General features: G+C 72.8%; 12 protein-coding genes. 7 read left to right on the top strand and 5 right to left on the bottom strand.

The genetic code is table 11. The features are described 5' to 3' along the window. Positions 1-23 precede the first annotated feature (23 nt). Positions 24-1,124, top strand: a complete 1,101-nt coding sequence (locus tag ACI1MP_RS34195) for an HAD-IIIC family phosphatase (protein WP_404870386.1) — start codon at positions 24-26, stop codon at positions 1,122-1,124. A 72-nt stretch (positions 1,125-1,196) separates the two neighbouring features. Here ACI1MP_RS34195 and ACI1MP_RS34190 read toward each other — a convergent pair whose 3' ends face one another. The 3 genes from ACI1MP_RS34190 to ACI1MP_RS34180 form a co-directional block, all read right to left on the bottom strand. Further along, positions 1,197-2,849 (bottom strand): IS1182 family transposase, encoded by a 1,653-nt coding sequence (locus ACI1MP_RS34190; RefSeq protein WP_404867862.1) that lies wholly within the window; start codon positions 2,847-2,849, stop codon positions 1,197-1,199. Between the two features lie 129 nt (positions 2,850-2,978). Next, positions 2,979-3,641, bottom strand: a complete 663-nt coding sequence (locus ACI1MP_RS34185; RefSeq protein WP_380341919.1) for an O-methyltransferase — start codon at positions 3,639-3,641, stop codon at positions 2,979-2,981. A 102-nt stretch (positions 3,642-3,743) separates the two neighbouring features. After that, positions 3,744-5,570 carry a BTAD domain-containing putative transcriptional regulator gene (locus ACI1MP_RS34180; RefSeq protein WP_404870872.1) on the bottom strand — a complete coding sequence of 609 codons (1,827 nt, stop codon included), beginning with the start codon at positions 5,568-5,570 and terminating at the stop codon, positions 3,744-3,746. 636 nt (positions 5,571-6,206) lie between these two features. Between ACI1MP_RS34180 and ACI1MP_RS34175 the strand changes: the two genes are divergently transcribed. The 3 genes from ACI1MP_RS34175 (at position 6,207) to ACI1MP_RS34165 (ending at position 9,490) form a co-directional block, all read left to right on the top strand. After that, complete coding sequence (locus tag ACI1MP_RS34175) at positions 6,207-6,968, top strand: thioesterase II family protein (protein WP_404870385.1); 762 nt, start codon at positions 6,207-6,209, stop codon at positions 6,966-6,968. 474 nt (positions 6,969-7,442) lie between these two features. Continuing rightward, positions 7,443-8,405, top strand: coding sequence for an ACP S-malonyltransferase (locus ACI1MP_RS34170; RefSeq protein WP_380341925.1), 963 nt, complete (start codon positions 7,443-7,445; stop codon positions 8,403-8,405). Further along, entirely contained in the window at positions 8,402-9,490 is a 1,089-nt protein-coding gene (locus tag ACI1MP_RS34165; RefSeq protein ID WP_380341927.1) for an arylcarboxylate reductase, read from the top strand. Before ACI1MP_RS34170 ends, ACI1MP_RS34165 begins: the two co-directional genes overlap by 4 nt. A 98-nt stretch (positions 9,491-9,588) precedes the next feature. Here the strand turns inward: ACI1MP_RS34165 and ACI1MP_RS34160 are convergent, their stop codons facing one another. Then, positions 9,589-10,920 carry an NADH-quinone oxidoreductase subunit D gene (locus ACI1MP_RS34160; RefSeq protein ID WP_404870384.1) on the bottom strand — a complete coding sequence of 444 codons (1,332 nt, stop codon included), beginning with the start codon at positions 10,918-10,920 and terminating at the stop codon, positions 9,589-9,591. Between the two features lie 486 nt (positions 10,921-11,406). Between ACI1MP_RS34160 and ACI1MP_RS34155 the strand changes: the two genes are divergently transcribed. The 3 genes from ACI1MP_RS34155 (at position 11,407) to ACI1MP_RS34145 (ending at position 14,558) form a co-directional block, all read left to right on the top strand. Then, on the top strand, positions 11,407-11,823 hold the full coding sequence (locus tag ACI1MP_RS34155; protein ID WP_404870383.1) for a hypothetical protein: 417 nt from the start codon (positions 11,407-11,409) through the stop codon (positions 11,821-11,823). After that, a complete protein-coding gene (locus ACI1MP_RS34150; protein ID WP_404870382.1) occupies positions 11,820-13,697 on the top strand; it encodes a GMC family oxidoreductase in 1,878 nt (625 codons plus the stop codon). Before ACI1MP_RS34155 ends, ACI1MP_RS34150 begins: the two co-directional genes overlap by 4 nt. Positions 13,698-14,138: 441 nt before the next feature. Further along, entirely contained in the window at positions 14,139-14,558 is a 420-nt protein-coding gene (locus tag ACI1MP_RS34145; protein ID WP_404870381.1) for a hypothetical protein, read from the top strand. A gap of 2,151 nt (positions 14,559-16,709) precedes the next feature. On the opposite strand, the gene ACI1MP_RS34140 is transcribed toward ACI1MP_RS34145, so the two are convergent. After that, positions 16,710-18,542, bottom strand: a complete 1,833-nt coding sequence (locus ACI1MP_RS34140) for an APC family permease (RefSeq protein ID WP_404870380.1) — start codon at positions 18,540-18,542, stop codon at positions 16,710-16,712. Between the last annotated feature and the right edge of the window lie 3 nt (positions 18,543-18,545).

Genomic DNA, 18,545 nt, shown 5'->3' with positions numbered 1-18,545 from the left:
CCGACGAGACGAGGAAGGACGACATGGCTGCAACCGTCAAGTGCCTGGTCTGGGACCTGGACGGCACCCTCTGGCAGGGCACCCTGCTGGAGGACGGCGAGGTGCACCTGCCGGACGAGGTGCGCAAGGTGGTGATCGAGCTCGACTCCCGCGGCATCCTGCAGTCCGTCGCCAGCCGCAACGACCACGAGCACGCCTGGGCCCGGCTGGAGGCGTTCGGCCTGGCCGAGTACTTCGTCCTGCCGGAGATCGGATGGGGCGCCAAGTCCGAGTCGGTGCGCCGGATCGCCGACCGGCTGAACTTCGCGCTCAGCACCATCGCCTTCGTCGACGACCGGCCCGCCGAACGCGCCGAAGTGGCCTTCCACCTGCCCGACGTGCGGTGCTACCCGGCCGAGCAGGTCCTCGACCTCCCCGAACTCGCCGAGTTCACCCCCGCGACCAGCACCGTCGACTCCCGGCGGCGGCGCCAGATGTACCAGGCGGGCTTCCTCCGCGACGCCGAGCGGGCGGCCGCCCCCGGCCCCGACGAGGAGTTCCTGCGCTCCCTGGACCTGCGGATGCGCATCGGCCGGGCCACCGGCGAGGAGCTGTCCCGGGTCGAGGAACTCACCCTGCGCACCAGCCAGATGAACGCGACCGGGGTCCACTACCCGGACGCGGTGCTGCGCGGCCTGATCACCGACCCCGGACACGAGGTCCTGGTGGTCACCCTCACCGACCGGTTCGGCCCGCACGGGGCGGTCGGCGTCCTGCTGCTGGAGCGGCACCCGGGCCTGTGGCACCTCAAGCTGCTCGCCACCTCCTGCCGGGTCGTCGCCTACGGCGCAGGCGCGACCCTGCTGAACTGGCTGGCCGACGCCGCCGCCCGGTCCGGCGTCCACCTGGTCGCGGACTTCCGGGCGACCGAACGCAACCGGATGATGGAGATCGCCTACCGCTTCGCGGGCTTCGAGGGCCTGGACGAAGCCCCGTGCCCGTGCGCCGACGCCCTCGCACCGGCCGCGGAGGACAGCGGACTCCAGCGCCTGCACCTGGTTCCCGGCCCGCGCGTGGTGTCCACCGTCATCAGCGTGGACGCACCCGACCTGAGCACGCCGGAAGGGGGCCCGGGAACGCCGTGACGGCCGCGGGGCCCGGCGCTCCCAGGAGACGCTGTTGGTTAATGCGGGCCTGATGGCACTTCGCCCCGTTGCTTATGCGGCGGGGCGGTGTGCTGTCAGGGGGCTGGTGCGGGTGCGGGCGTGGGGTTTGCCGGTGAGCCAGGCGTCGATGCGGATCAGGTTGACGGCGGCGCCGGTGAGTTGATGTTGGAGGCTGGTCTTCGGCAGGCCTCGGTAGCGGGATCGGCGCAGGCCGCAGGCCTGTACTGCTTGGGAGACGGTCCCCTCGACCCCTGCGCGGATCTTGTAGCGGTCCTTCCACTCGTCGGTCCGCTGGAGAGCTCGTGCCTGTTGGAGTGCTTCGTATTCGTCGCGGGGCCTGAGGTTGATCTCCCGGCGTTGGGCCGTCGGGGAGTTGACGCATTGCCGCAGTTGGGGGCAGGTGCGGCAGTCGGCCGGGGAGAAGCGGACCCGGACGGTCGGCAGGCCGTCCTCCGAGCGGCGCTGGTGCCACTGTGTGCTGGTGGTGCCGTTCGGGCAGGTCACGCGCCGGTTGTCCCAGTCGATGGTGAACGCGTCCTGTCCGAAGGCGGCCTCGCCGCGGGCGTGCGGGACGGTCACGGCCTTCAGTGGCCCGTGCAGCGCGACCCCGCGGTCACGGCGGGCGGCGACCATCGCGCCGCTGTTGGCGTAGCCGGTGTCGACCCAGTGCTCGTCCGGCAGCAGGTCGCGCCCCGCGAGGCCGGCATGGACCACGGCGGCCATCCGGTCGTCGGGGACGGTGGCGACGGTGGTGGCCACGTTCGTGACCAGGTGCACGTGCCCCGGCTCGCACGTCTCGGTGAGATGGACCTTGTAGCCGTCCCAGAAGGTGTCGCGCTTGACGCTGCCCCTCGCGTCGGGGTCATAGGGCGTGACCAGGCGCTTCGCGCCCGGCGGCCGGTCTTTTGGGTCCCGCGGCACCACCTCGCCCTCCACCAGGTGGAACTCCTGGACCCACAGCCTGCGCAGGAACTCCACCTCCGCGAGTGCCCGAAGCCGGGCGGGCGCTCCGTCCGCCCGGGTCATCTCCAGCAGTCGCGTCCCGTCCGCACCGATCCGGCGCCCCACCTCGGCCCGCTTGGCCTGGGCCTTCGGGAAGCGGGAGTCCTCGATCCGGGTCGCGTAGTGCGTGAACCACTCCGGCGGGGCGTGGACGGCGAGCCAGTTGGGCTCGGCTCGGGCCACCGCGTTCAGCGCCGCCCGCAGACTCTCCCCGACCAGCTCCAGCCGGTTCAGCTCCCGCGCGGCGGACAGCACGTGGGTGGAGTCCGTCCGGGCCCTGCCGCCCTTGCCGACCAGCCCCTTCTCCCGGGCGGCGGCCAGGATGCCGTCCAGCACCGACCGGCCGCCGTCCGCGCCCACCAGCCGGTCCCGGAACTCCGACAGCACGGAGAAGTCGAAGCCCGGATCGGTCAGTTCCAGCCCCAGCGCGTACTTCCAGTCGATCCGGGCCCGCACCGACTCGGCGGCCTGCCGGTCGGTCAGGCCCTCGACGAACTGCAGCACCGCCACCAGCGCCAGCCGCGCCGGCGACCAGGCAGGCCTGCCCCGCACCGCGAACAGGCCCACGAACCCCTCATCGGTGAACAGCGGCCCCAGCTCGTCCCTGACCCGGATCGCCAGGCTCCCCTTCGGGAACGCCGCCCGCGCCACCCGCACCGTCTCCGCCGGGATCTCCCCAGACCCCTTCGGCTGCATCGACACCCGCACCCACCCCAAACGACAACGTCGGCCTTCAAGACCACAACTGAGTCTTGAAGACCGACGTCACGCACAAGCCCGGATTTACCAACAGCGTCTCCCAGGAGCGCCGGGCCCCGGCCCGTCGTTCTTTCAGAGCTTGCGGACGAGGGTGATCCCGTCGGCCATCGTCAGCAGCGACAGCTCCACCCGGGGGTCCTCGTGCAGCACCCGGTTCAGCGCCCGGACCCCGGCGGTGTCCGGGTCCACGGCGGCCGGATCGGCGACCCGGCCGAAGAAGAGCGTGTTGTCGACCACGATCAGACCGCCGGGGCGCAGCAGCGCCAGCGAACTCTCGTAGTAGCGCACGTAGTTGGTCTTGTCGGCGTCGATGAACACCAGGTCGAAGCTCTCCGGCCCGCGCTCCGCCAGCAGCGCGTCCAGGGTCGCGGCGGCATCGCCGATCCGCAGGTCGACCCGCGAGTCGACCCCGTCCCGCTTCCAGAACTCGGCGCCGATGGCCGGCCACCGCTCCTCGATGTCGCAGGACACCAGCACCCCGTCGGCCGGGAGGGCGCGGGCCATGCACAGGGTGCTGTAGCCGGTGAAGGTGCCGATCTCCAGCACCGCCCGGGCCCCCGTCAACCCGACCAGCAGGGCCAGCAGTTGGCCCTCCTCCGCCATCACCTGCATGGCGGTCCCGCCCGGCAGGTCCGCGGTGGTCTCCCGCAGCTCCCTGAGCAGGTCGTCGTCGCGGAGGGAGACCTCCCGGACGTAGGCGAGCAGGTCGCGGGTGGCTGTCGTCTGGTCGGCCATGGCGAAGGGTCCTCTCGGAGGGGATCGGATCGGGGGACATCGGGTCGACAAGGATCGGGTCGAAAAGGATCGGGGCGAAGGCGGGAGCGGGCCGCCGGGAGGTCACCCGGCGCGCATGTACGGGTGGTCGTGCTGCCGCACGGCGACCGCCTGCGCCCGCTCGTGGGCGTAGGCCCGCAGCAGTGCGTCCAGCCGGTAGCGGCCCCCCGCCGGCGCGCCCAGCAGGTTCGCCTCGACCAGGGCGTCCAGGGCCTCCTCGGCCTGCTCCTCGGAGCAGCCGAACATCACCGCGACCCGGCCGGCGGAGACCGAACTCGCCCCGGCGGCCCCCAGCGCGGTGAACACCTCGGCCGGGTCGACCCCGGCCGGAGCGGTCCGCCGGAGCCCGGCGTGGTCGGCGTCGAGGCAGGGCCGGACGCCGAGGTCGCCCGCGTGCAGTTCGTCCAACAGCAGAGGGGCCTCGGTGAGCCGCCGGGCGAAGTACCCGATGCTCCAGTGCGGGCGCTCCAGCAGCCGGGTCCCCGCGATCCGGATCGCCAGCGGCAGGCCCGCACAGACCGTCAGCACCGTACGGGCCGCCTGCGGTTCGGCGCCGACCCGGGCCGGGCCGACGATGCCGCCCAGCAGCTCCAGCGACCCGGCCTCGTCGAGCGGGCCCAGCTGGAGGGTGTGCGCCCCGTCCAGGTCGGCCAGTCGCCGCCGACTGGTCACCAGCAGCCGGCTGCCCCCGCTGCCCGGTATCAGCGGCCGTACCTGCGCGGTGCTGGAGGCGTTGTCGAGCACCACCAGCAGGCGGCGGCCCGCGGTGAGCGAGCGGTACAGGCTCTCCCGCTCCGACGCCTCCTCGGGTATCTCGTCCCGGGGCACCCCGAGGTCGGCCAGGAACCGCGGCAGGACCGCCCGGGCGGTCAGCGGCCGCGCGGCTCCGCCGAGATCCGCGTAGAGCTGGCCGTGCACCGAGGAACCGCGCACGGCGTGCGCCACGTGCAGGGCCAGCGCGCTCTTGCCGACACCGCCCCGGCCGGTCACCACCGCCGTCGCCACCATGCCCGCGGGCATCGGGCCGGTCGTGAGGAAGTGCTGCAGCCTGGCCAGCGCACCGGAGCGGGCCGACAGCGGCAGGGGCACCGAGGGGAGCTGCGCCGGACTCGGCCAGCGGGATCTCTCCCGGGCGGCGACCGGCGTCGGCGCGGGGGCCGCCGCCCGGGCCGGCGCGGGAGGCTCCTGCGGGCCGGGCGTACGGGGCCGGTCGTGGACCGAGAGGATGCGCCGGTGGACCTCGCGCAGATCGGCGCTCGGTTCGGTGCCGAGCTGCTCGACGAGCAGCACCCGGGTGCGCCGGTAGAGGTCCAGGGCCTCCGACTGCCGTCCCGAGCGGAACAGCGCCAGCATCAGCTTGCCCACCAGGGCCTCCCGCAAGGGGTGCTTGCGCACCAGCCGCACCAGCTCCGGCACGACCTCGGCGTGCCGCAGCAGCGCCAGTTCCGTGTCGAACCGCAGCTCCATCGTCTGCAGGCGGAGTTCCTGGAGGTAGCGGCCCTCCACGTCGCGCAGCGTCTGCGACGGGATGTCCGCCAGCGGCTCCTCGCGCCACAGGGCGAGCGCCTCGGCCAGCTCGGCGGAGGAGCCCTCCAGGTCGCCGCGCTCGGCCAGCTCCGCCGCGCGCCGGCGGTGGGCCGTGAACTGCCCGAGGTCGCTCTCGTGCTCGCCGAGTTCGAGGAGGTAGCCGGGCGCCCGGGTGAGGATCCGGGCGGAGGCGATCTCGCCCAGCGACTGCCGCAGGCGCATCACGTAGGTGCGGACGGTCGCGGCGGCACTCGGCGGCGGGGCGCCGTCCCAGACGTACTCGGCGATCCGGTCGACCGAGATCACCCGGTTGGCGTTGAAGAGGAGCGCTGCCATGACCACGCGTTGCCTCGGCGCGGACACGTGCACCTCACACGCGTTCAACCGGATGGAAAGCGGGCCCAGCAGCAGGAAGTTCAAGGGGGAGAGTCCTCTTCGTCACGCGGCCGGCGGGCAAGACTGCCTCCGGCCTCTTGGGGGACCGTGTACGCGTCAACACGGTCCTGTCGGGTCTGCGGGTTCTGTCGGGTCCAGGGGGTGCTTGGAGTGCGGGTCCTGCGCTCGTGCCGGGTCTGCGCTGCGCGACACCGTCGCGACGGTCGGGACCGCCGGCCCGTCCGCCGCGGCTCGCGGCGGTGGCCGACCACCCCGACCGGATCCGCGGGGCGCGGTCCGGTCGGGGTGGTGCCGCCGAGTCGGTGCCAAGTAAATCCCACGGGATTGCTCCGCATCGCAACGTCCCCACCAATCACCGAAGAGATGGCCGGAATTGAACCCGGTCCTGAGCGGATCGATGCGCTCCGGTGAGTACTTGCTGACATTCCGAGCGGTATGGCAGGCTGTCATATGCGGTGCCCGTGAGTGTCCGATCACCGTCGATCGAAGCTCCCTGTATAAGCGCGCACGAGACGGCCCGCCGGTGCGAAGGATGTCCTGCCCGATCACCACACCCCGCCCGTCGGCACTGCGCGGATTTCGAGAAGAGAATGAAAGGCCGACATGACCTCCCTCTCTTTGGACAGCGACCTGTGGTGCCGTCGCTTCCATCCCTCGCCGACGGCCGCGCGCCGACTGGTCTGCTTTCCGCACGCCGGCGGCTCGGCGAGTTTCTACTTCCCGGTGTCCGCCGCACTGCACGGCCCGGTCGACGTCCTGGCCGTGCAGTACCCCGGCCGGCAGGACCGTCGGGAGGAGGCCGGCATCCACGACCTGCACCGCGTGGCCGACGAGGTGTTCGAAGCGCTGCGCCGCTGGGACGACCTCCCCCTGACCCTCTTCGGGCACAGCATGGGCGCGCTCGTCGCCTTCGAGGTGGCCCGGCGGATCGAGCGCGCGGGCGGCCGGGTCGACCACCTCTTCCTCTCCGGCCGCAAGGGGCCGTCCGCGGACCGGCCCGACGCCTCCCACCCGGTCGACGACGAGGGCATCGTGGCCGAACTCAAGGCCATGAGCGGCACCGACGCCCGACTCCTGGAGGACGAGGAACTGCTGGGGATGGTGCTGCCCGCGCTGCGCGGCGACTACCGCGCGGTGGGGGCCTACCGCGCCGACCGCGACGCCGCGGTCAGCTGCCCGGTCACCGCCCTGGTGGGGGACCAGGACCACTGGGCGCCGGTCCCCGAGGCCGCCCGCTGGCGCGACCGCACGACGGCCGCGTTCGACCTCAAGGTCTTCCCCGGCGGGCACTTCTACCTCACCAGCCGGGCGGACGAGGTGACCGCCGTGCTCCGCGACCACCTCACCGGCGCGCTGCGCGCCTGAAAGCGCGGACGGCGGGGGAGGGGGGTCGGGGAGTGGCGCCGTCGGCGACCTCCGAGCAGGTCGGGCCGGGCTGATTCGCCGTCTCCGGGCCGTGAACCGGCCAGCGTCGGTTTTCCGGGTGCACTCCCTCCTCGGGGGTGCTCGGCGTCAGGATCCGGCCACCTCGCGTTCTCCCGGAATTCCTCGATTCCCGGAAGAGGGAGGGGCGCGCCGTTCCTTCGCCCCCGTCGTGGGAGCTCCCCGGAGTACGGGCCGGGAAAATCCCTTCCGAAGGCGGTGAATATCCTCCGCCGCCGCGGTGCCGGGGATTTTCCCAGATCCGGATATCGTCTCGATATCGCATCGCGAGACGCGTTGCCGAGCGTCCGCCGGACGCCGGATTCTGCGGCATTGTGCGGTCGGGTTCACTTCTGTCGCACTGCGCCCCAGCCGCACCACCGTTCCCTCCTTTCACACCAATTCACAGGAGCTGTCATGAGTCTGGGGTACCTGTTCGGCGGCGGCGTCGGGACCGAGCCGCACGGCCTGGAGCTCTACCGGACCTACGAGGTCGTGCAGGGCTGGTACGAGCAAGTCTCCGCGTGGACCGGGCTGACGGTCGGACAGATCCTGGAGGAGGACCTCCCGACCGCCCAGGAGGAGCGCCAGAGCGTCGGCACGGTCCGCGAAGCCGCCCTCGCGATCGGCGTGCACGACGTGCTCGCCTCGTTCAACCTGCGCCCCGCGGCCATCGGCGGCCTCAGCCTCGGCGCGATGACCGCCAGCTGCCTCGCCGGATCGCTGGGGCGACGGGAGCTGTTCGAGATGCTGGCCGGATCCCGCGACACCCCGGAACCGCCCGCCGAGGACCCGCAGCAGGGCATAGCCATCGCCTTCGGCTCCCTCGCCGACGGCGCCCCCGCCCACCCCGGCGAGAACGTCCCCGGCGTCTACCTGGCGGGCGACTTCGGCCCCACGGTCGACGGCACCAAGCGCATCATGATGCTCGCCGGCCACGCCGAAGCACTCGGCGCGCTCGCCGCCGAGGCCCCGCCGGGAACGGTCGTCCCGCTCCCCGGCCGCACCATCGCCGTCCACACCCCGCTGCGCCGGCCCTACCGCGACTTCATGGCCCCGCGGATCGACGCGATCCCCTTCAGCGCCCCCGAGCTCCCCCTGCTGTCCTGCCTGGAGTCCAAGGTCCTGCGCACCGCCGACGACGTCAGGGACCTCTTCCAGCGCAACTCCACGGACCCGATCAGCCTGGTCGACGTCTACACCGGGATGAAGGACCAGGGCGTTCAGCTCGGGCTGGTGATGGGCCCCTCGATTCCCGAGGGCATCCTGGCGTTCCCCTTCCCGGTGGTGCACATCGAGCGGCCCGAGCACGTCGAGCAGGCCCTGACCACCGCCTACGAGCTCGGCATCGACCTCACCGGCGCCCCGGCCCTGTCGTGACCGCCGCCACCGCCGCCACCGGCACCGACCCGGACGCCCAGATCGCCCGATGGCTGGACACCGACCTCGACGAGTGGACCCGCACCGTGGTCCGGCGGCACTTCGACCCAGTGTCCGGAAGCCCCTACTGGCTCGCGCAGGCCCCCCGGCTGGACTTCGACCCGCGCGACATCACCCGCTACGACCAGCTCGTGGCCTTCGGCCCGTTCCCGCTCGACCGGCTGCGCACGGAGGACCCCGCGGACCTCGTCCCGCTGTCGGTGCCCAGGCCGCTCGTCGGCCGGGTCTGGGACTCCGGTGGCACCACCGGCACCCCCTGCCGGGCGTTCTACACCCCCGACATGCTGCGGCACCGGGCGCTCTGGCGCCGCTGGTCCTTCGTCCGGGAGGGCTTCGCGCCGGGCCGCACCTGGCTGCAGGCCACCCCCACCGGACCGCACCTGATCGGGAACGGCGTCCACGAGGTCTCCGAACTCCACGCCGGCCAGGTGTACGCCGTGGACATGGACCCCCGGTGGGTGAAGCGCCTGATCCGGGCGGGACGCCTTTCCGAGGTCGGCGACTACACCACCCACCTGCTGGAGCAGATCGCCGACGTCCTCGCGCCGGGCCGGGTCCACTACGTCAACACCACCCCGGCCCTCTTCCAGGCCCTCCGCCAGCGCCGGCCCGACCTGGTCGCCGCCCTCGACGGCGTGCGCCTGAGCGGTACCCAGATCAGCGCCGACATGTACCGGACCTTCACCGCCGCCCTGCAGGGCGGGATCTGCGGGCTGACCTACGGCAACACCTTCGGCAACGCGGCCTGCCTGGACATCGAGCGGGACGGCGAACTGATCAGCTACGTCCCGAACTACCCGCAGGTCACCATGGCGGTGGTCGACAAGGGCGACCCCTCGACCCAGGTCGCCCCCGGCACGGTCGGCCAGGTCCGGCTCACCGTCCTCCACGAGGACCTCTTCCTCCCCAACATCCTGGAACGCGACCAGGCCCTCCGTCACCCGACCGACCGCTGGCCCACCGACGGCGTCGCCAACGTCCGCCCCCTCCAGATCGCCAGCTCGTCCCCCGAGGGCCTCTACTGAACCGTCGCCCACGGCGACGGCAGGTCGCAGGGGGCGCCCGGCCCCGGACTTCGGCGGGCGCCTCCGGGCCGGATGCGGTCAGGAACACTCGGCCGTGCTCACCGGTCCACGCCTCCCATCACCGGGTCGATGCTCGCCACCGCGACGATGACGTCCGCGAGCAGGCCGCCCTCGCACATCGCCGCCATCGTCTGGAGGTTGGTGAAGCTCGGGTCGCGGAAGTGCACCCGGTACGGCCGCGTGCCGCCGTCGGAGACGACGTGCGCGCCCAGCTCGCCCCTGGCGGACTCGACCGCCGCGTAGGCCTGGCCGACCGGGACCCGGAAGCCCTCCGTCACCAGCTTGAAGTGGTGGATCAGCGCCTCCATGGATTCGCCCATGATCTTCCGGATGTGGTCGAGCGAGTTGCCCAACCCGTCCGGGCCGAGCGCCAGTTGGGCGGGCCAGGCGATCTTCTTGTCGCCCACCATGACCGGGCCGGGAGCCAGCTTTTCCAGGCACTGCTCGACGATCCGCAGCGACTGGCGCATCTCCTCCAGCCGGATCAGGAACCGCCCGTAGGCGTCCGCAGTGTCGGCCGTCGCGACCTCGAACTCGTAGTTCTCGTAGCCGCAGTAGGGGTCGGACCTGCGCAGGTCGTGCGGCAGGCCGGTGGCCCGCAGGATCGGCCCGGTGGCACCCAGCGCCAGGCAGCCGGCCAGGTCCAGGTGGCCGACGTCGACCAGCCGCGCCTTGAAGGCCGGGTTCCTGGTGGCCAGTTTGTCGTACTCGTGCATCCGCGAGCGCAGCAGCTTCACGCCCTCGCGGATCTTGTCGACGGCGCCGGCAGGCAGGTCCTGCACCACGCCGCCCGGCCGGACGTAGCCGTGGTTCATGCGCAGGCCGGTGACCAGTTCGAGGATGTCGAGAACGACCTCGCGGTCCCGGAAGCCGTAGACCATCAGCGTGGTGGAGCCGATCTCCATCCCGCCGGCGGCCAGCGCCACCAGGTGCGAGGAGATCCGGTTGAGCTCCATCATCAGCACCCGGATGACGTCGGCTCGCTCCGGGACCTGTTCGGTGATGCCGAGCAGCCTCTCCACCGCCAGGCAGTAGGCGGTCTCGTTGAACAGCGGCATCAGGTAGTCCATCCGGGTCACGAAGGTCGTGCCCTGGACCCAGTTGCGGAACTCCATGTTCTTCTCGATGCCGGTGTGCAGGTAGCCGATGCCGCAGCGGGCCTGTTTCACCGTCTCGCCGTCGATCTCCAGGATCAGCCGCAGCACGCCGTGCGTGGACGGGTGTTGCGGCCCCATGTTGACGATGATCCGCTCGTCGTCGGCCCGCGCGACGGCGTCGACCACCTCGCCCCAGTTGCTGCCGGTGACGGTGTAGACGCGGCCCTCGGTGGTGTCCCGCGCTCCTGACGACTCGTGCTCGCTGCCGCTCATCAGCCGTATGACCTCCGCCCGGGTCGCCGGTGGCGCCCGATGTGCCTGTGTCGCGGCGCGTGATCGGTCACGACAGGACCGCGGCCGTCCGAGCGGTCGCGAATCGGCGGCTCGGGCTCATCGAGTCCAGGATCGCGCACATCTGCGACGAGGCCGAGCGCGGCGAGCCGGACGGGCCCGAACGAATTCGTCGCCGGAAGCCTTGCGTGTGTCGTCCTCCTTGCCCTGGTGCTGGCGGCAGCGGCTGGTGGCGGTGTTCCCTGCGCCGGCGGTGCGGGGTCCTGGCCCGGGCGGGCCGTCGACGCCGGGACGGCCGGCCGATCTGGGGGCTCGCGGGGTGCGGGGGCGGCGCGCGGATCGTGGCGCACGCCGTGTGTCGGCGGTGTGATCCGGCCGGTTTGCGGAGGTGTGCATGATCGTGGTCGGTCCGAGGAATGGTCACGACAGCATGGGCGTCATGTGCATGATGATCAATGGGGGCGGGCCGTGTTTGTCGATCGGTTCATCGCGGTGTCGGCGGAGCTGACCGGCTTCAGTGCCGAGGAACTGCGCGCGACCGGCATGGCGGGTGACTATCGGGCCGTGGTGCTGGAACGGGCGGGCGCGGAGCGGCTGGGCCGGCTGGAGGCCGCGGCGGCCGGTGGCTCGGTGGAGCTCCTCCGGGAGCCGGTGCGGGAGTTGGCCCGGGCCGTGGCCCACCTGTGGTATCTCGGGACATGGCCCGGACTGTCGGACGGGGAGCCCTTCGTGGTCTCGTCGCGCGCCTACGCCGAAGGCCTGGTGTGGCGGACCTTCCACGGGCACGCGCCGGGCACGGTGGCGCAGGGGCACGGCAGTTGGTCCGCCGCGCCGGCCCTCGGGGCCGCCCGCCACGCGGACGCCGCATCGGCGGAGCAGTGGTGAGCGCGCCGGACGCGCGGCACTGGGACGTGATCGTGGTCGGCGCCGGGTTCGCCGGCTCCCTGGTCGCCGGGCAGCTCGGTGCGCGGGGCTGGCGAGTCCTGGTGCTGGAGGCCGGCCAAGGCGCACCCGATGCCGAGCAGGGGCATCTCGATGCGGTGGAGTCCTACCGTTCGGCCATGGCAAAGGTGCCCAACTCTCCTTATGGAGCCGGTCGTTGGATCGACTCGCCGGACGTGACGGATCTCTCCGGCGACACCGGCGGCGGGTTCCGCTCGGACGGGTACTTCGTGCAGCGCGGCCCGCTGCCGTACGCCAGCGGATACCTGCGGGCCAACGGCGGCACCGGACTGGCCTGGACGGGACTCGCGCCGCGCATGCACCCGGAGGACTTCCGCGCGGCGGACTTCGGGCACGGCCGGAACTGGCCGATCGGCTACGGAGACCTGGAGCCGTACTACCGGGCCGCCGAACGGGAGATCGGGGTGGCCGGCGACGTCGACGAGCAGCGTGCGGGCGTCGGCCTGCCGTTCCCCGACGGGTACCGGTTCCCGATGCGGTCGATCCCGCGCAGCTACCTGGACGAGGTGATGGCGAAGGCGCTGGACGGCAGGTCGGTGCAGGAGCCGGGCGCGCAGGGCCCGACCCGCCTGCGGGTCGTCACCACCCCGCACGCCCGCAACGGACTGCCCCACCCGGACGCCGACCCCGACGAGCCGGCCGCCGGGCGGCCGTGCCAGGGCCACGCCAGCTGTGTGCCGATCTGCCCGTCCCGCGCCAAGTACACGCCCCTGCGGACCCAGGCCCGGTGGGGCCCGTCGGTCACCCTGGTCACCCGGGCCGTCGTCACCCGGGTGCGGATCGCCGGCAACGGCCGGGCCGCCGGTGTCGAGTACCGGGCCTGCCGCGACGACGCCGTCACGCCCGCCGCGGTGAGCACGCACACCGCCGACGCCGACCTCGTCGTACTGGCCGCGCACGCGATCGAGAACGCGAGGCTGCTGCTGGCCTCCGGCGCGGCCAACAGCAGCGACCAGGTCGGGCGCAACCTGATGGACCACCCGGTCCTGCTGACCTGGGGACTGATGCCGCGTCAGATCGGCCCCTACCGGGGCCCCGGTTCGACCTCCGGCCTGGAGGGCTTCCGCTTCGGGGCGGCCAGGGCCCGTCGCGCCCCGTTCCGGATCGAGATCGGCAACTGGGGCTGGAGCTGGGCACTCGGCCCGCCGGACGGCCGGGTCGCCGAACTCCTGCGCAGCGGCGGCCCGGACGGCCGCGGCCTGTTCGGCCCGCAACTGCGGCGCACCCTGGCCGACCGGATCGGCCGGGAGTTCGCGTTCCAGTTCGAGATGGAACAGGACGCCGACCCGGCCAACCGGGTCACCATCGACCCCCGCCACCGGGACGCGTTGGGCAACCCGCGCCCGGTGCTGCACTACAACCTGTCCGACCACGTCAAACGCGGCATCGTCGCCGCGAAGAGCGTCTCCGACCAACTCTTCGGCCTGCTCGGCGCCGAGGACCACACCCGCTTCGATGCGGGACCGGCCTGGCCGGGCCACTTCGAGTACGAGGGCCGGTCCTACGCCTACCGGGGCGCCGGGCACGGGGCGGGCACCCACATCATGGGCGACTCGCCCGCGACCTCCGTGGTCGACGAGTGGCAGCGCTGCTGGGACCACCCCAACCTGTACGCCGTCGGTTGCGGCAGCATGCCCACCGTCGCCACCTCCAACCCTTCGCTGACCATGGCCGCCCTCGCCCTGCGCAGCAGCGACGAGATCCACCGCGACCTGCTCGCCCGCCGCCGCCCCGGCTCCGTCCGCGGGCCGGGCGGCACTGCCGACCCCGCACTCCGAGGAGCCGACCGCCGATGAGCCCGGACCAGCCGCTGCCCCTGCCGCCCGTCCCTGCGCCGTACCAACTGCCGTTCCACTACGGAGCGTTGCACAACATCGGCCTCGACTGGCTGACCGATCCGGGCCCCGTCCGGGAGGTCCTCGCCGAGCACCACCCCGACCTGGTCGCCGCAGACTTCGACGGGCGAGCCTGCGTCTCGCTCAACTACCAGCTCTACTTCGCCCAGTACCCGAACGGCGGCGGCATCACCCAGGAGATCGAGGTCAACATCGTCGCCCACCCCGCAGGCGCCGTCGGCCGACTGCCGGAGGTCGGCTACGAGCAGTACGCGCGGGGCTTCGACCAGACCAAACCTGGGCATCGCCCGCATCCACGTCCTGTGCGACAACCCGCTCGCCATCGACGCCGGCCGCAGGCTCTACGCCGAACCCAAGTACCCGGCGTGGTTCGAGACCACCATGCCCTCCCTCAACGGTCCGACGCACCAACCGACTTGGTCGGTCACCTGTCGACAGGCCGGATTCACCGAGGACCGTACCGGCATCGACCGCCGGGACCGGGCCCTGTTCTCCTTCGAGGCCGACCTGACCGGCCTGACCCCCGAGCCCGTCAACAACACCCCCATCACCGGCTACGGCACCGACCCGGTGGGCGGCCTGCTCGCCGGTCCGATGAACGTCTACCAGCCCTACCAGTACCACCTGCTCGACGACACCACCCGCGCCCGGGTCCGGCTCACCGTCACCGACCCCGCCGACGGCGTCGGCCGCCACCTCACCGACCTCCTCGCCGACTCCCGCGCCGCCGGCGTCTGGACCTACCAGTCAGCTCCCGTGGCCGCCCACAACCGCCCCTACTGCATTCCCGCCAAGGGCTGAGCGAGCGAGAAGACGGCAGACGAGACGCCGGGCGCCGCCGGTGCCGGACGGTCAGGCCGCCCCGACGGTCGGCGCACCGCCATGTCCGAGGGACGAGCGTGCGAGGCAATCACTCGCAAGGGAAGCCGAGTCGGGGTCGTCCACGATCGGGCGAGGCATGTGCCGCCCGGGTGATGGGCGGGCGGCACACGTTCATCGGCTATACGTCGGTCCAGATCTGGTACGGGTTGTCGGAGTTGGCGGGGACGGACGCGTAGACGCTCGAACCGTTCCCGTCCAGGATGTCGGGTGATCCGGAGCATCGGATGCCGGCAAGGCGTCGAGGCGGCTCCGAGCCGAATCCACAGATCCAGTGTCCGGGGTAATCAATTCGCTTGCTGCGGCGGTGAAGCGGAGTCCGTGGCGGCGGACGGTGCTCCCCGACGACCCCGGCGACCTCCTGGTGGTGGGAGCGATCCGGGCGGGATGACTGCGCCGCGGTATGCGCCCCGCGGTCACGGCCCACTGCGTCAGGCAGGCCGCGTGCCGGGACTGGTGGTGCCCAAGCCCGAGCTGCAGCTGGAACGCGGCCGCGCCCGGTGGCGGTGGTGGCCGTCGGGCCCGGGGACGGGGACGGAGCGCGGTGACTGCCCTCACGGACGGGCTGTCACCCCGCATGGTCGGCGGCCTCGACCGGCTGACGGCCGCCTGCTGCGTCGCAGACCGCGCTAATGATTCGTCAGCACCCGCTGTCCGCACGTCAGAGCGCCGTCAGGACAGCAAGGATTGGCCACCCGCCGCCGTAGTGTTTCTTCCGGACAGCGGCTCGCCCCGATCCGATGAGGATCGGGCGGGCCGCGGGCCGGAAACCCAACACCCCGGTCAGCGACCGGGGCCGAATTCCGGCGGCCAGAGGGGATAAGGGGGACGCGCGGCCTCGGGCGCGCACGGCACGACAGTTCGACGGGCACCGCCGTCTCGGGGGAGACGGCGGCACCGGGAACGGCCGCGCCGGCGCCACTGCCGCGCGTCCGCCGTCCGCCACGGCTGCTGCGCGCCCGGTGGAACACCTCGCGCCTGGTTCGCGCGCTCACCGCCACCGCACTCACCTCGGTGCTGCTCCTCGCCGCCGTCCTGGCGCCCGTCCTCGGCGGCGCGTGTAGCGGCATCGACGCCATCGGCCATCGGGGGCACCGCAGGCCGTCCGTTCCGCCGACCTGTCCTTCGCGCTGAACGAGCTGGACGCTCAGGCCGCCAACCTGCTGCTGTTCGGCGCCGACCTCGACTTCACTGCCCTGCGCCGGCAGACCCTCGATGTGTACGAGCAGCGCCGCACCGAGGCGGGCGGCGACCTCCGGAGACGATCCGGCCGGCCGGCAGTCCGGCCATTCCGTCATCGATCAGCTCGGCCGCTACGAGGCGCCGGCTACCTTCCGGCAGGCGACGGACCTGCTCCGCCGGCGGCCGGCACCGGCCGCGGACCGGGTCACTGCCGTCGGGACAGCCGCCGCCCGCCGCTCCGACCTGGCGGCGGGCCGATGGTGGGGGCCGGCCGCCGGCCTCCTCGCGCTCGGCGTTCTCCGGTGCACCCCGACCGTCCGCTTCCGGAGGCTGGTCGACCCGTTGCCAGCCCTGGCGATCCCGCTCACCGCGGGCGCCCTGATCGGCGGGCTCACCCTCGCCGCCCGCGCCCGGCACCACCTGTCCGTCGCGCACAGCAACGCATACGGCTCCGCCATCGTGCGCAGCCGCGTCCGCACGACCGTTTGCGACACGAGCCCCGCCCGGGTCGCCGCGTACGAGCAGAGCTTCCTCGACAAGACCCGGGCCGTCGTCCGGTTCGACGGGGCCATCCCGGCGACCTACGACGCGCGCCAGCGCCCGGCCGTTCGCCGACACCCACCGTGCCCAGCAATCCGCGGTGCCGTTCGACGGTCTCCTCGGCACCGAACTGCGCAACATCACCTTCCTCGGCGAACAGGACGCCGCCGAGGCGGTGCTGGCGGCCTTCCAGTGCTACCAACCGGACCGACCGGACCACCCGTGCGTCGGTGGCTCAAGGGCGCCTCAAGGAGGCGGTCGCCAACAACGCGGACTTCAACACCCTCATCAGCTACGCCCTCGGCTCCGCCCGCGCCTGTGCGAGCACCGCGGCTGACGCGCGAGCACCGACTACATCCGCATCCGCAGGCGGCAGACCACCGCATCGGTATGGCGGCGCAGGGCGCGGGCGATGACGGCGCCGCGCTGGTTCTGGAGCAGGCGCAGCCACCAGTGCGGAGGCTCGACCTCGGGCACGAGGACGGTCAGGCGGTCGTAGGCGTGTTCGGCGGCGAGGGCGTTGACGTGGGCGGCCAGCGGCCGGCCGAGGCGGCGGTGCGGGTCGGTGAGCTCGATCAGCGGGACGCCCGGCCGCCACAGTTCCCAGTCGCGGCGCAGCGCTTCGATCGCCTCCCGGTCCTCCGGATCGGGGTGGGCGGGGACGACGGTGACGGCGCGGACCTCGTCGCCGAGCGAGACGGCCGCGCACAAGGCGTCCCGGGTGAGCCGGGTGATGCTGTGCACAGGGACCAGGACGAGTGAACGCTGCCGGGCCACGGCGGCCGGGACGCGGCCCTGTTCGAGGCGCTCGCCGAGGCGGGCGTACGCGCGGCGAACGGCCTCGAAGAGCAGCACCAGCAGTGGCAGGGCCAGGCAGATGCCCCACGCGCCCTCGGTGAACTTGCTGCCCGTCACCACCAGCATCGCCACGCCCGTGAGCAGCGCGCCGAAGCCGTTCAGCGCGGCCCGGGCCCGCTCGCCGCGCCGCAGCCAGTGCCGGACCATGCCGACCTGACAGATCGTGAAGCCGACGAACACGCCGATCGCGAACAGCGGCACCAGGCTGTTCACGTCGCCGCCGGAGCCGACCAGCAGCAGCGCCGACACCAGCGCCAGGAACAGCACCCCGTACCGGTGCACCTGCCGGTCGGCACGCAGCGCGAACAGGTGCGGCAGGTGGTTGTCGCGGGCCAGCAGGTGCAGCAGCACCGGCAGGCCGCCGAAGGAGGTGTTCGCGGCCAGCGCGAGCAGCACCACGGTGGCGAACTGCACCACGTAGAAGCCGAACCCGTGGCCGAGCGAGGCGTCGGCGAGCTGCGCCAGCACGGTCACGCCCTCGACCGGGTGCAGATGGAAACGGCCGATCAGCACGGCCAGGCCGATCAGCACCACGCCGAGCAGGCCGCCGAGCGCCATCTCGGTGTGCTGGGCCCGCCGCACCCGCGGGGCCCGGAACGAGGGCACCGCGTTGGCGATCGCCTCCACGCCCGTCAGCGCCGAGCAGCCCGCCGCGAACGCTCGTAGCAGCAGCAGCGCGCCGACCGTCGACGCACTGCCGGCAAGCGCGGAGGCGTGTCCGGCGGCGGCCGTGGCCGCCGGCGCGTCCCGGAACAGGCCGATCACGATCACCGCCAGGATCGAGCCGACGAACACCGCCGTGGGCGCCATGAACCAGCGCGCCGACTCGGCGATGCCGCGCAGGTTGACCGCCGTCACCACCGCCAGCACGCCCAGGCACAGCCACACCCGGTGTCCGTACAGCTCCGGGAACGCCGAGGTCAGCGCCGCCACCCCGGCCGTCACCGACACCGCGACGTTCAGCACGTAGTCGACCACCAGCGAGGCCGCCGCCACCAGCGCGGTGCGCCGCCCCAGCTGCGCCTTCGCCACCGCGTACGCGCCGCCGCCGTCCGGGAACGCCGCGATCACCTGCCGGTAGGACGCGACCAGTACCGCCAGCAGCACCGCGATCGCCACCGTCACCGGCAGCGTGAACCCGAGCCCGTACGAGCCGGCCGCTGCCAGCACCAGCACGATCGACTCGGGTCCGTACGCCACCGAGGCCATCGCGTCCAGCGACAGCGCGGCCAGGCCGCCGAACGCGGTGAGACGGTGCCGCTCCTCGACGGCTGCGGCGTGCTCGGCTGCGACATCGGGCCGGACCACGGTGGATGCCGGATCCATCGG

Source organism: Kitasatospora griseola, from assembly GCF_044999035.1.
Classification (GTDB): domain Bacteria; phylum Actinomycetota; class Actinomycetes; order Streptomycetales; family Streptomycetaceae; genus Kitasatospora; species Kitasatospora griseola.
The sequence above is the reverse complement of the archived record's forward strand: the minus strand, read 5'-3'. Positions and strand labels throughout refer to the sequence as shown.